This is a genomic window from Methylobacterium sp. DB0501, from assembly GCF_011043735.1.
In the GTDB taxonomy this organism is placed as follows: domain Bacteria; phylum Pseudomonadota; class Alphaproteobacteria; order Rhizobiales; family Beijerinckiaceae; genus Methylobacterium; species Methylobacterium alsaeris.
Genome location: NZ_JAAKGV010000011.1, coordinates 180,191 through 193,528, shown reverse-complemented (window position 1 = coordinate 193,528; position 13,338 = coordinate 180,191). Strand labels below are relative to the sequence as shown.

The window sequence follows — 13,338 nt, the reverse complement described above, 5'->3', positions numbered from 1 at the left end:
TTGATCCGCGAGGAGGTCCGATGTCGTCATCCGCTCATCCGCACGCCGACGAGGCCGCGCTGCGCGTCCGGATCGACCTGGCGGCGGCCTACCGGCTGATCCACCGCCTCGGCCTCGACGACAGCATCTACACCCACATCTCGGCCCGTCTGCCGGGGCCCGAGCACCGCTTCCTGATCAATCCTTACGGGTTGCGATTCGAGGAGGTGAAGGCCGGCAACCTCGTCACCGTCGACCTCGAGGGGCGGGTGGTGGACGATCCGTGCGGGCTCGGCATCAACCCCGCGGGCTTCACCATCCACAGCGCCGTCCACGCCGCGCGCGAGGATGCTTTGTGCGTGCTCCACACTCACACGGTGGCGGGGGTCGCCGCGTCGTGCCAGGAGGAGGGGCTGCTGCCGCTCAACCAGTGGTCGATGCAGTTCCACGGCCGCCTCGCCTATCACGCCTATGAGGGCATCGCCCTCGACCTCGACGAGCGCCAGCGGCTGGTGGCCGATCTCGGCGACAAGCCGGTGATGGTGTTGCGCAACCACGGCATGCTGACCTGCGGCCGCTCGGTGGCGGAAGCGTTCAAGCTGATGCACAACCTGGAGCGCTCCTGCCGCGCCCAGCTCGCGCTGCAGGCCGCGGGCGCCCCGCTGGTCCGGCCCCCGGCGGCGGTCGCGGTGAAGACCGCCGGCCAATACGCCTCGTTCTACGACAAGATGGAGACGGGCCAGTTGCCCGACACCGAATGGGACGCGTTCAAGCGCATGCTGGAGCGCAGCGACCCGGATTACAAAGAGTAGGGCAAGGACACACTCCGATAAGCAGAGCGCGGGTTTCTCCTCTCCCCGCGGGCGGGGAGAGGCCTTCGCCCCCCTGCCAGGGGTGAGGGTGAGGGGGTGTCTCCGGAGGAGCCACATCCTGAGACACCCCCTCACCCTCGCTCCGGCTGCGCCTCCGCTTGCCGCGTCACCTGAACGGTGACACGGCCCTCTCCCCACCCGGCGGGGAGAGGAGGATGCGCGCGACCCGCGTGCTCACCGTCTCAAGACGTCGCAACAGGAATCAGGGGGTACAGATGCTCAAGACGCTCATGGCCGGCACCGTGCTCTCCCTGGCACTGGCCGGCACCGCCCTGGCACAACGCACCCCGCAGCCCGGCGGCACCGCCAATGCGGTGATCCAGCCCGAGCCGCCCGGCCTGATGCTGGCGATGGTGCAGAACGGCCCGACCCAGATGGTGGCCGGCAACATCTACGAGGGCCTGCTGCGCTACGATTCAGCCCTCAAGCCCCTGCCCGGCCTCGCCGAGAGCTGGAGCATGAGCGACGACGGCAAGACCTACACCTTCAAGCTGGTGAAGAACGCCACCTGGCACGACGGCAAGCCCTTCACCGCCGACGACGTGCTGTTCTCGGTCGATCTGCTGCGCCAGACCCATGCCCGCGCCCGCGGCAACCTCGCCCGGGTGGCGAGCGTGACGGCGCCCGACCCGTACACGGTGGTGTTCACCCTGTCCGAGCCGTTCGGGCCGTTCCTCGGCATCTTCGAGGTCGGCTCCCTGCCGATGGTGCCGAAGCACATCTATGCCGGTACCGACTACAAGACCAACCCGGCCAACAACACGCCGATCGGCACCGGGCCCTACCTGTTCAAGGAGTGGAAGAAGGGCTCCTATATCCGGCTCACCAAGAACCCGAACTACCACGTCGCCGGAAAACCCTATCTCGACGAGATCTACTGGCACGTGATCCCGGACGCCGCCGCCCGGGCGGTGGCGTTCGAGACCGGCAAGGTCGACATCCTGCCCGGCGGCTCGGTCGAGAATTTCGACGTGCAGCGCCTCTCCGCGCTCAAGGGCGCCTGCTCGACCACCAAGGGCTGGGAGTTCTTCAGCCCGATGTCCTGGCTTTGGCTCAACAACCGCAAGGGCCCGATGGCGAACAAGGCCTTCCGCCAGGCGGTCTCCTACGCCCTCGACCGGGATTTTGCCCGCGACGTAGTCTGGAACGGCCTCGGCAAGCCGGCCACCGGCCCGTTCGCCTCCACCGTGCGCTACCATGACCCGAAGGCGGCGAAGTATTCGTACGATCCGGCCAAGGCCAAGGCGCTCTTGAAGGAATCCGGCTACAAGGGCGAGACCGTGCGCCTCCTGCCGCTGCCCTACGGCGAGACCTGGCAGCGCTGGGCCGAGGCTGTGAAGCAGAATCTCGAGGATGTCGGCATCAAGGTCGAGCTGGTGGCGACCGACGTCGCCGGCTGGAACCAGAAGACCTCCGAGTGGGATTACGATATCGCCTTCACGTATCTCTACCAGTACGGCGACCCGGCGCTCGGGGTCGGGCGCAACTACGTCTCGTCGCAGATCGCCAAGGGCTCGCCGTTCAACAACGTCGAGGGCTATTCCAACCCGAGCGTCGACGAGGCCTTCGCGCAAGGTGCGATCGCGGTCGGTGACGACAAGCGCCGGCCGATCTACGAGGCGGTGCAGAAGACGCTGGTCGAGGATGCGCCGGTGGCCTGGCTACTGGAGCTGCAATTCCCGACCATCACCCGCTGCAAGGTCCACGACCTCGTCACCACCGGCATCGGGGTCAATGACGGGTTCAGAGACGCCTGGATCGAGCGCTGAAGGATAGAGCATGCTGGGCTTCGTCGCGCGGCGGATCGCGAAGGGCATCGTGGTGCTCCTCGCCATCGTGGTCCTGAACTTTTTCCTGATCCGCCTCGCCCCCGGCGATCCGGCCCTGGTGATGGCCGGCGAGGCGGGGGCGGGCGACGAAGCCTTCATCGCCCAGCTCCGGGAAAAGTTCGCCCTCGACCAGCCGTTGCCGAGCCAGCTCGGCGCCTACTTGCGCAGCATCGCGGGGCTCGATCTCGGCTATTCGGTGCGCCAGCAGATGCCGGTGGCGACGCTGATCGGCGAGCGGCTGCCGGCGACGTTGCTCCTCACCGGCAGCGCCTTCGCGATCTCGCTCTCCCTCGGGGTGCTGCTGGGATCTCTCGCCGCGCGGCGGGCCGGCACCCTCGCCGACACGGCGATCACCGGCCTCGCGCTCCTGTTCTACGCCACGCCCCTGTTCTGGGTGTCGCTGATGGCGATCCTGTTGTTCTCGGTCCGGCTCGACTGGCTGCCGAGCTTCGGCTTCGAGACCGTCGGAGCCGGCTATACCGGGCTCGCCCGCGCCCTCGACATCGCCCACCATCTGGTGCTGCCAGCGATGACCCTCGGGCTGTTCTTCATGGCGGTCTACGTGCGGATGACCCGCTCCTCGATGCTGGAGGTCTCGCGCCTCGACTTCGTGAAGACGGCGCGGGCCAAGGGCCTGACCGAGGGGGTGATCCAGCGCCGGCACATCCTGCGCAACGCCCTCCTGCCGGTGGTGACCCTCGCCGGTCTCCAGGCCGGCACCCTGGTCGGCGGCGCGGTACTCACCGAGACGGTGTTTGCCTGGCCGGGGATCGGGCGGCTGATGTACGAGGCCCTGCTCCAGCGCGACTACAATCTCCTGCTCGGCGTCTTCGTGGTCTCCTCCGCGATGGTGCTGATCTTCAACCTCGTCACCGACGTGGTCTATCGCGCGGTCGATCCCCGCATCGAGGTGGCGTGATGGAGAATGCCGTTCCCCTGGCCGCCCCGGCTAGGCCGCGCCGCCGCGGGCCGCTTTCCGCCTTCCTGCGCCATCCGGGCGCGGTGTTCGGGCTGGTGATCCTGGCGCTCGTCGTCGCCGCGGCGCTCCTCGCGCCGTTCCTCTACCCGACCTCGCCCTGGCGCATGGTGCAGCGGCCCTTCGTGCCGCCCTTCACCCTGGAGCGGGTGCCGCTCGGCACCGACGCCCTCGGGCGCGACATCGCCGCCGGGCTGATGCACGGGGCCGGCGTCTCGCTCATCGTCGGGCTGGTCTCGACGCTGGCCGCGCTGCTCATCGGCGTGCCGCTGGGTGCCCTCGCCGGCTATCTCGGCGGCCGGGTGGATGATGCCCTGATGCGCTTCACCGAGCTGTTCCAGACCGTGCCGAGCTTTGCGCTGGCCATCGTGCTGGTGGCGATCCTCCAGCCCTCGCTCTCCTCGATGATCCTCGCCATCGCGCTGGTGAGCTGGCCGCCGGTGACCCGGCTGGTGCGGGGCGAGGTGCTCTCCTTACGCTCGCGCGAATACGTCCAGGCGGCGATCGTGACCGGGCAGACCACCTTCACCATCCTGCGCCGGGAAGTCCTGCCCAACACCCTGTCGCCGATCGTGGTGCTCGCCTCGCTGATGGTCGCCACCGCGATCCTGCTCGAATCCTCGCTGTCCTTCCTCGGCCTCGGCGACCCGAACCGGATGTCCTGGGGCTACATGGTCGGGGCCGGTCGCACGGTGATCCGGCAGGCCTGGTGGATCACCGCCTTCCCGGGCCTGCTGATCCTGCTCACCGTGCTCGCCCTCAACCTGATCGGCGAGGGGCTGAACGACGCCCTCAACCCGCGCCTGTCACGGGAGCGCTGAGATGGATGCCGACACGAGGCGCCCCGCCGTTGCGGTCCGCGACCTGACCCTCGCCCTGCCGGCGGGCGGCGACCGGGCGCACGCGGTCGACAGGGTCTCGTTCGATCTCGTGGCCGGCGAGATCCTGTGCCTCGTCGGCGAGTCGGGCTCCGGCAAGTCGATGTGCGCCCACGCCCTGATGGGCCTGCTGCCGAAGGCGGTGCGGCCGGTCTCCGGCTCGATCCGCCTCGGCGAGACCGACCTGCTGGCGCAGACCGATGCGGGCTGGCGCGACACCCGCGGCCGGCGGATCGCGATGATCTTCCAGGAGCCGATGACGGCGCTCAATCCGCTGATGCGGATCGGCGACCAGATGGCCGAGATGTTCGAGGCCCACGGCCAGTTGACCCCGAGGGAGCGCCGCGCCCGCGCGGTGGCGCTCGCCGGTGAGGTCGGGCTGCCGAACCCGGAGCAGATCGTCCGCTCCTATCCGCACCAGCTCTCCGGCGGCCAGCGCCAGCGGGCGATGATCGCCATGGCGCTGGCCCTCGAACCCGCCGTGCTGGTGGCCGACGAGCCGACGACGGCGCTCGACGTCACGACCCAGGCGCAGATCCTGAAGCTGATCCGCGACCTCCAGACCCGCCGCCGCATGGCGGTCCTGTTCATCACCCACGATTTCGGCGTGGTGGCGGAGATCGCCGACCGGGTGCTGGTGCTCCGCCACGGCCGGGTGGTGGAGGAGGGACCGGCGGCCGCCGTGCTCGGCCGGCCGCAGGCCGCCTATACCAAGACCCTGCTCGCCGCCGTGCCGACCATGGACCCGCCGGCCCGCCCTCCCCTCTCGGGGCCGAAGGCGGTCGAGGTGACGGGGTTGCAGAAGACCTATGTCACCGGCGGCGGGCTGTGGCGGGAGAAGCGCCGCACGGCGGCGGCGCGGGACGTGACCTTCGCGCTCCATCGCGGCGAGACGCTCGGCCTTGTCGGCGAGTCGGGCTCGGGCAAATCCTCGGTCGCCCGCCTGGTCATGCGGCTGATCGAGCCCGATTCCGGCCGCGTCCGCCTCGGCGACACCGACCTGACCGGGCTCAAGGGCGAGGCTCTGCGCCAGGCCCGCAGCCGGATCCAGATGATTTTTCAGGATCCCTTCGCCTCGCTCAACCCGCGCCGCAGCGTGGGTAAGATCATCGCCGACGGGCCGGTGGCGCACGGGGTGGCGCTCAGCGAGGCGATGGAGCGGGCACGCCGGCTCCTCGGTCTCGTCGGCCTCGACGAGAAGGCGCTGGAGCGCTTTCCGCACGAATTCTCCGGCGGCCAGCGCCAGCGCATCGGCATCGCCCGGGCGTTGGCGCTGGAACCCGAGGTGCTGGTCGCCGACGAGGCGGTCTCGGCCCTCGACGTCTCGGTCCAGGCCCAGGTGCTGGCGCTGCTCGAAGACCTGAAGGCGCGGCTCGGCCTGTCGATGCTGTTCATCACCCATGATCTCAGGGTGGCGGCGCAGATCTGCGACCGGATCGCGGTGATGCGCCAGGGCGAGATCGTCGAGCTGAAGACCGCGAGCGCGCTCTTCGCCAACCCCGAGCATCCCTATACCCGCGCGCTGCTCGACGCCGTGCCGGGCCGGGTACGGCAGGCCGCGTGAGGGTCTGCTTCGGGGCCGCGACGGTTCTGCCACCCTCGATGTCATCCCGGGGCCGCGCAGCGGAACCCGGGATCCGTAACCGCTGACTATTCGGAGAAAGTGGACAGCGTTCCGCCTCGCCCTGCACCGTCGGCGGTTATGGATCCCGGGTTCTCGCCTTCGGCGAGCCCCGGGATGACGTGGTGGATGCTTGGCACGATTGCCGAATTCATTTTCCGCATCGAGTATACAGGCCCCGATGATGGACCGCCTTCCCTGCGTGCTGCTCAGCACCGCCACCGACCTGCGCGGCCTGTTCGGCGCGGCGCTCGACGAGATCGCCGACCGGGTCGAGATCCTGGATCATCCCGCACCGAACCCGGAGCGGGTGCGCCTGGCGCTGGGCTGGCGCCCGCCCGCCGACGCGCTGGCGCGCTACCCCAACCTCGCGGCGCTGTGCTCGATCGCGGCCGGTGTCGACAATCTCCTCGCCTGCCCCGGGCGTCCACCGGACCTGCCGGTGGTGCGGGTGGTCGATCCCGACCAGGCGCGGGCGATGTCGGGCTTCGTGCTCTGGCACGTCATCGGCCACCAGCGGCGCTTTCAGGTCTATGCGGAGAACCAGCGCGACCGGGCCTGGCGCCGCCTCTACCCGAGGGACGCGGGCGCGGTACCGGTGGGGATCCTCGGCTACGGAAAGATCGGACGGCGCGTCGCCGGCGATCTGGCCGCCCTCGGCTTCCCAGTGCGGGTTTGGGGCCGCACGCCCCAAGGCGCCGATCCCGGCATCACCCACCATCACGGCCCGGACGGGCTCGCGACGATGCTCGGTGAGACGGAAGTCCTGGTGAACCTGTTGCCGCTGACGCCGGAGACGCGGGGCATCCTCGATGGGCACCTGTTCTCCCGCCTGCGCCCGGGGGGCATCCTGATCCAGGTCGGCCGCGGCGAGCACTTGGTCGAGGCCGATCTCCTGGCGGCGCTCGACTCCGGCCGGCTCGCGGGCGCCGCCCTCGACGTGTTCGCCATCGAGCCGCTGCCCGCCGCCCATCCGTTCTGGGACCACCCGGCGATCCGCATCACCCCGCACGAGGCCTGCGAGGCGAGCCCGCAGGCCGTCGCCCGCACCCTCCTCGCCGCGGCCGAGGCGGTGCGCGAGGGCCGGGTGCCGCCGGGCACGGTCGATGCGGCGCGGGGCTACTGACGGCCCTTGCCTCGCGCATTGCCGCACCTCTTCCATAGCGGCAAGAGCGTGTCGTGGACCGGGACTGGACCCGGCGGGAGGGCGAGCCATGGAATCCATCCATGCCCGCCGCGTCCTCTGACGGGGCAAAGACGCGAGGATCCCCGTGCAGGCGGCGGACCGGCGTTCTGACGCGGCGAGGCAGCTTGTCCGCCCGCTGAAGCTCGTCTTCAGGTCGCTCCGGCGACCGCGGAATCCCCATCCCCCCTGGGCAATTCGATCATCGCCACGCGCGCCCCCGGCGTTCGCGTGGTCGCCTCCGCGTCAACCTGGATCGACGGCGAGGCCCTGCGCCAGCTCGACGAGACCGGCGCCCGTCCCGGCATGCGCGAGACCGTCGGCATGCCGGACCTCCACCCCGGCAAGAACGGCCCGGTCGGGGCGGCCTTCCTGTCGGAGGGCCTGATCGGCCGACCCTGGTCGGCTCCGACATCGGCTGCGGCATGGCCCTGTGGCAGACCGACCTTTCCTTGCGTCGGGCCGATCCGGAGCGGATCGCCGTCCGGCTCGACGGCCTCGACACGCCGTGGGACGACGTCGCCGGCGGGCGCACGGTCCGCGCCTATGCGGGGCCGGATTTCGCGCGGAAGCGATGAGCGGCGGCGATGCGCGTCGCGAACGGGTTACGTGTCGTTAACCATTCGGCGTGCAGGATCGCTGTGGCCGAGTTGACACGTCGCAGTAATTTTTTCCTGCGGGTGGCTTCGTTTCGTCGTGTTGCGGGGATAAGCTCCGCCATGGCTCACGGCCGATGGGGGATGGACATGCTCGGGACGATGACGGCCTTCATGGCGATCCTGATGGTTCTGGCCCTGCGTAACCTCGCCAAGGCGGCGCTGATGCCGGTCTATGCCGTGCGCGACATCCACCGCGGGCGCTATGTCCGGGGGCTGGTTCTGCTCTCCTGCTCGGCCCTGGCCGCCTGGTCGATCTGGGCCATGACCCACACGGCGCCGAGCAAGCCCGCCCCGGTGGCGGCGGTGATGTATACCGGCTGACCGCCGGACCGCTCCACGGCTTCCTTCGTTCGTTCGCTTCTGCACTGCGGCATCGATGCTGGCGCTTCGCGCTGGCGTTCGGCATCGTTCGGGGCCATATCCTCGGTCGCGTCGCGCCCGCCCCTCCGAGGCAGGCCCCCCGGCGAGGCGCCCTGAAGGACCGCCATCGTCCGATCGATCCTCCCCCTCGCGGCGCGGGCCGCACGCAGCGTGGCCTCCTGGGCCGCGCTGTCACGCCGTGGGCACCCCGCCGCCAAGAAGAGTCAACGACCATGCTGCGTTCGAAGCAGAAGCCGAAGGTACAGGATACGGGCTACGTCCTGTTCGACGTCTATTACGAGGACGGCTCGCGCCGCTCCAACCGCCGGGTGCCCCGGACCGCCACGCTCGAGCACGATGTCGATGGCGCCGTCCGCCAGGTGATCGAGGAGCAGGACCGCGACATCGCGGAAAAGTCCGGCAAGCCCCCGCTCGCCATCACCAAGATCGTGCGCTCGGCCGACTGACCGGGCCGCTTCACGACATCGGTGCCGGCCACGGGCCGGCATCCGCTCCCCGTCGTTTCACGCTTCCCGGACCGGCGGGAATCCTGGCCGGATCGCGGTGGGGCCGCTTCAGGCCCGCATCGTCCCGCGCGCACAGGCCGTGCCGGGGTCATCGCGTCGAGTCTGCGTCAGGTTGGACTAGCGCCGCGGTGCCATGATAGCGGAGGCTCCCATGCCTCTCGGACCAGACCCCCGCTCGCTCCATCCCGTGCCCGCGCACCAGCGGATCGTGTTCCTGAAGCCCCTGATCGACGATCCCAAGATCGAGATCGGCGACTTCACCTATTACGACGACCCCGAGAACGCGCTGCTCTTCGCGTCGCGCAACGTGCTGCACCATTACGACTTCCTGGGCGACAAGCTGCGGATCGGCCGTTTCTGCGCCATCGCGACGGGCGTGCGCTTCATCATGAACGGCGCGAACCACGCCTTGACGGGCTTCTCCACCTTTCCCTTCAACATCTTCGGGGGCGGATGGGAGGAGGGCTTCGACGTCGGCACGATCACGGCGGGCTTGCGCGGCGACACGGTGGTCGGCAACGATGTCTGGATCGGCGCAGAGGCGGTGATCCTGCCGGGCGTCACGATCGGCGACGGCGCGGTGATCGGCGCCTTCAGCGTGGTCGCGAAGGATGTCGCCCCTTACGCGATCGTCGCGGGCAATCCGGCCGTCGAGCGCCGCCGCCGCTTTCCGCCCGACATCGTGGAGCGCCTCGGTCGCGTCGCCTGGTGGAACTGGCCGATCGTGCGCATCACCGGAAACCTCGCCGCCATTCGCGGCGCCGATATCGACGCCCTCGAGCGAGCCGAATGACCGTGACCGCCGCAACGGGCGGCGCCGGCCCCGCCGGGGCCTCTTTCCGCAGGGAACCGTTGCCCGTTCTTCGCAGGGGCGTAAAGGGCGTCTCGACGGCGGGGACCCTCCCGGCCGTTCAGGCCGGGAGCACCGCGTAGACATCCCCGGAATTCGCCGCCTGCGGCAAGTCCATCAGATATCGCGCCATTTCCTGCCGCCCGACGAAGCGCCCGAAGCTCATGGCCTGGCTCTCGCCGAGCGCGACGTCGAACCCGTAAGCGCCTAAAGATGCGAGCCGGTCGAGGCAGCGCAGGGCCACGTCCCGCGCGATGGTGGTGAACTCGAACGACAGGGCGGGGAGCGGGACGGAGAGGCCTGCCAGGACCCGGTCCTCGAACCCCTCGACGTCGATCTTCACGAAGGCCGGGCGCCCGTGCTCGGCCACCAGCCGGTCGAGGGTGGTGGCCGGCACCGTGATCGCCCGGTCCCAGACCTGATCCTCCCAACCCGGCGCGCCAGCCGCCCCGGCCACGAACTCCGCCGAGACCGAGGACACGGTCGGGTTCGCCGAGTTGAGATGGAACACGACCTCGCCCGCTTCGTCGCCGACCGCCGCCGCGACCAGGGTCACCCCGGAATCGCGGCCGTGGAGCAGGTGCAGGGCTCGCATCGGTCCGGGCTGCGGCTCCAGCGCCACGACCCGGGCGCCGAGGCGGCGGAAGGCCGCGACGCGATCCCCGACATGGGCGCCGAGATCGAAGACGAGGTCGCCCGGCCGCACGAAGCGGCGGTAGAGCGCGTCCATGGCGGCGTGCGGGGCACCCGCCCCACGATAGATCCGCAGCGAGCGGCCGGTCGCGGCGGCGGTTCCCTTGGGGCGGGTCATCGGGTGCTCCGGATCGAACTCCGGAGCCCTATCAGTAGATCGCCGGCTCGGGCACCGGGGCGCCGTACTCGGTGCGCAGGAAGTCGAAGTCGCAGCCCTCGTCCGCCTGCTGGATGTGGCGCGAGAACATCACGCCGTAGCCGCGCTCGTAGCGGGGGGCCGGCGGGGTCCAGGCGGCGCGGCGGCGTTCCAGCTCCTCGTCCGAGACCTCCATGCGGATCGACCGGGCCTCGACGTCGATGCTGACGACGTCGCCGGTGCGCAGGAGCGCCAGCGGCCCGCCGATGAAGGCTTCGGGTGCCACGTGGAGCACGCAGGCGCCGTAGCTGGTGCCGCTCATCCGCGCATCCGACAGGCGCAGCATGTCGCGGTGACCTTCCTTCAGGAGCTTCTTCGGCATCGGCAGCATGCCCCATTCCGGCATGCCCGGGCCCCCCTGCGGCCCGGCATTGCGCAGGACCAGCACGTGGTCGGCGGTGACGTCGAGGGTCTCGTCGTCGATCGCCGCCTTGAGGGACGGGTAATCGTCGAAGACCAGGGCCGGGCCGGAATGCTTGAGGAAGCGCTGGTCCATCGCCGCCGGCTTGATGACGCAGCCGCTCGGGGCGAGGTTGCCCTTCAGCACCGCCAGCGAGCCCTGGCCGTAGACCGGGTTCGAGAGCGGCCGGATCACGTCGGCGTTGTGGACCTTCGCACCCTCGATCGTCTCGCCGAGCGTCCGGCCGCTGACGGTCAGGCAGTCGAGATGCAGGTGCTCGCGGATCTCGTTCATCAGCGCCCGGATGCCGCCGGCGTAGAAGAAGTCCTCCATCAGGTAGGTGTTGCCGCTCGGGCGCACGTTGCCGATCACCGGGACGATGCGGCTGTAGCGCTCGAAATCGTCGAGGCCGATGGCGTGGCCGGCCCGGCGCGCCATGGCGATCAGGTGGATGATGGCGTTGGTCGAGCAGCCCATCGCCATGGCGACCGCGATGGCGTTCTCGTAGGCCTCTCGGGTCTGGATCCGCTGCGGGGTCAAATCTTCCCACACCATGTCGACGATGCGCCGGCCGGATTCCGAGGAGAGCCGGATATGGCCGGCATCGGCGGCCGGAATCGACGAGCCGCCGGGCAGCACCATGCCCACGGCCTCGGCGATCGCCGTCATGGTCGAGGCGGTGCCCATGGTCATGCAGGTGCCGTAGGAGCGGGCGATGCCGCCCTCGATCCCGAGCCAGTCCTGGTCGGTGATCTTGCCGGCGCGCAGCTCGTCCCAGTACTTCCAGCTGTCGGAGCCGGAGCCCAGCACCTTGCCCTGCCAGTTGCCGCGCAGCATCGGGCCGGCCGGGATGTAGATCGCCGGCAGGTTCATGCTGGTGGCGCCGAGCAGCAGGCCCGGGGTGGACTTGTCGCAGCCGCCCATCAGCACCGCGCCGTCGACCGGGTGGGAGCGCAACAGCTCCTCGGTCTCCATCGCCAGCATGTTGCGATAGAGCATGGTGGTCGGCTTGACGAAGCTCTCGGAGACCGAGATCGCCGGCAGCTCGACCGGGAAACCGCCCGCCATCAGGATCCCGCGCTTCACGTCGTCGACGCGGTGCTTGAAATGGGCGTGGCAGGGCTGGAGGTCGGACCAGGTGTTGAGAATCGCGATGACCGGTTTGCCGGTCCATTCCTCGGGGGCGTAGCCCATCTGCATCGCGCGGGAGCGGTGCCCGAAGGAGCGCAGGTCCGCCGGGCCGAACCAGCGGGCGGAGCGTAGAGAGGCGGGATCGCGGCGCACGACCTGCGGGCCGTCCGGAATGGTGCCGGGCTCGAGGTCGGGCGGGGGGAGCGGATCGCGGGCCATGGTGAGGCTCCTGCTAGTTGTTGTCTTACAAGATATGAATTCCGCGCCGCCCGACCCCTCCCCCGCAGAGGGGGGAGGGGTCAGGTCAGTGCTGCAAGCCCCATTTCTGTACCGTCCGCCGCTCCAGCGTGCGGAAGATCAGGTTCTCGACCACGAGGCCGATGATGATCACGGTGAGCAGTCCCGCGAAGACGGCCGGGATGTCGAGGAGGTTGCGGTTCTCGAAGATGAACCAGCCGAGCCCGCCCGCCCCCGACGAGACGCCGAAGACCAGTTCCGCCGCGATCAGGGTGCGCCAGGCGAAGGCCCAGCCGATCTTGAGGCCGGTGAGGATGCTCGGGAAGGCCGCCGGGATCAGGATCTTGGTGACATAAGGGAGCCCTTTGAGCCCGTAGTTGCGCCCGACCATCCGCAGCGTGTTCGAGACGCCGCGGAAGCCCGAATGGGTGTTGAGCGCCACCGCCCACAGCACCGAGTGGACCAGCACGAAGACCAGGCTGCCGTTGCCCAGCCCGAACCAGATCAGCGCGAGCGGCAGCAGCGCGATGGCCGGCAGGGGATTGAACATCGCCGTCATCGTCTCGAGGAAGTCGGTGCCGATGCGGGTCGAGATCGCCAGCATGGTCAGCGTGGCGGCGAGCAGAATGCCGGCGACGTAGCCCATCAGCAGCACCTTGATCGACGACAGCGCCCGGCTCGGGATCGTGCCGTCGATCGTCTGGTCGTAGAGCGTCGTGACGGTGTCGGAGAAGGTCGGGAACAGGAGCGGATTGTCGAGGATCCGGGCATAGACCTCCCAGACCAGCGCCAGCGCGACGATGATCACGGTTTTGCGGACGAAGCCGCTGTTCCACAGGATCTCGGCGGTGCCGAGCTGCCGCTCGACCGCGCCGTCGGCGGCGGGCGTGGCCTCACTCATGATGATGCGGGCCGGCATCGCGGGGCGCGTCGTGGTGCTCATGGCT

Annotated in this window: 13 protein-coding genes; 10 read left to right on the top strand and 3 right to left on the bottom strand. The window is 69.7% G+C overall.

Annotation, left to right across the window (positions count from 1 at the left end; all coding sequences use genetic code 11):
* The first annotated feature begins 20 nt into the window (after positions 1–20).
* The 10 genes from G4G93_RS17935 (at position 21) to G4G93_RS17890 (ending at position 9,677) form a co-directional block, all read left to right on the top strand.
* Positions 21–791 carry a class II aldolase/adducin family protein gene (locus tag G4G93_RS17935; RefSeq protein WP_165085991.1) on the top strand — a complete coding sequence of 257 codons (771 nt, stop codon included), beginning with the start codon at positions 21–23 and terminating at the stop codon, positions 789–791.
* Positions 792–1,066: 275 nt separating this feature from the next.
* Positions 1,067–2,620 carry an ABC transporter substrate-binding protein gene (locus G4G93_RS17930; RefSeq protein ID WP_165085989.1) on the top strand — a complete coding sequence of 518 codons (1,554 nt, stop codon included), beginning with the start codon at positions 1,067–1,069 and terminating at the stop codon, positions 2,618–2,620.
* A 10-nt stretch (positions 2,621–2,630) separates the two neighbouring features.
* A complete protein-coding gene (locus tag G4G93_RS17925) occupies positions 2,631–3,599 on the top strand; it encodes an ABC transporter permease (protein ID WP_165085988.1) in 969 nt (322 codons plus the stop codon).
* Positions 3,599–4,477, top strand: a complete 879-nt coding sequence (locus G4G93_RS17920) for an ABC transporter permease (RefSeq protein WP_246736849.1) — start codon at positions 3,599–3,601, stop codon at positions 4,475–4,477. The genes G4G93_RS17925 and G4G93_RS17920 overlap by 1 nt, the downstream gene beginning before the upstream one ends.
* Position 4,478: 1 nt before the next feature.
* Complete coding sequence (locus G4G93_RS17915) at positions 4,479–6,098, top strand: ABC transporter ATP-binding protein (RefSeq protein ID WP_165085986.1); 1,620 nt, start codon at positions 4,479–4,481, stop codon at positions 6,096–6,098.
* A 238-nt stretch (positions 6,099–6,336) separates the two neighbouring features.
* Positions 6,337–7,281, top strand: a complete 945-nt coding sequence (locus tag G4G93_RS17910) for a glyoxylate/hydroxypyruvate reductase A (protein ID WP_165085984.1) — start codon at positions 6,337–6,339, stop codon at positions 7,279–7,281.
* Positions 7,282–7,763: 482 nt separating this feature from the next.
* Positions 7,764–7,916, top strand: a complete 153-nt coding sequence (locus G4G93_RS17905; protein WP_165085982.1) for a hypothetical protein — start codon at positions 7,764–7,766, stop codon at positions 7,914–7,916.
* A 141-nt stretch (positions 7,917–8,057) separates the two neighbouring features.
* Positions 8,058–8,318, top strand: coding sequence for a hypothetical protein (locus G4G93_RS17900; RefSeq protein ID WP_246736848.1), 261 nt, complete (start codon positions 8,058–8,060; stop codon positions 8,316–8,318).
* Positions 8,319–8,590: 272 nt separating this feature from the next.
* Entirely contained in the window at positions 8,591–8,824 is a 234-nt protein-coding gene (locus tag G4G93_RS17895) for a hypothetical protein (RefSeq protein ID WP_165085980.1), read from the top strand.
* Between the two features lie 211 nt (positions 8,825–9,035).
* Complete coding sequence (locus tag G4G93_RS17890) at positions 9,036–9,677, top strand: CatB-related O-acetyltransferase (protein ID WP_165085978.1); 642 nt, start codon at positions 9,036–9,038, stop codon at positions 9,675–9,677.
* 118 nt (positions 9,678–9,795) lie between these two features.
* On the opposite strand, the gene G4G93_RS17885 is transcribed toward G4G93_RS17890, so the two are convergent.
* The 3 genes from G4G93_RS17885 to G4G93_RS17875 form a co-directional block, all read right to left on the bottom strand.
* Positions 9,796–10,545 carry an FkbM family methyltransferase gene (locus G4G93_RS17885; RefSeq protein ID WP_165085976.1) on the bottom strand — a complete coding sequence of 250 codons (750 nt, stop codon included), beginning with the start codon at positions 10,543–10,545 and terminating at the stop codon, positions 9,796–9,798.
* A 31-nt stretch (positions 10,546–10,576) separates the two neighbouring features.
* Positions 10,577–12,373 carry an L-arabinonate dehydratase gene (araD, locus tag G4G93_RS17880; RefSeq protein ID WP_165085975.1) on the bottom strand — a complete coding sequence of 599 codons (1,797 nt, stop codon included), beginning with the start codon at positions 12,371–12,373 and terminating at the stop codon, positions 10,577–10,579.
* Between the two features lie 85 nt (positions 12,374–12,458).
* Positions 12,459–13,310, bottom strand: a complete 852-nt coding sequence (locus G4G93_RS17875; RefSeq protein WP_165086093.1) for an ABC transporter permease — start codon at positions 13,308–13,310, stop codon at positions 12,459–12,461.
* Between the last annotated feature and the right edge of the window lie 28 nt (positions 13,311–13,338).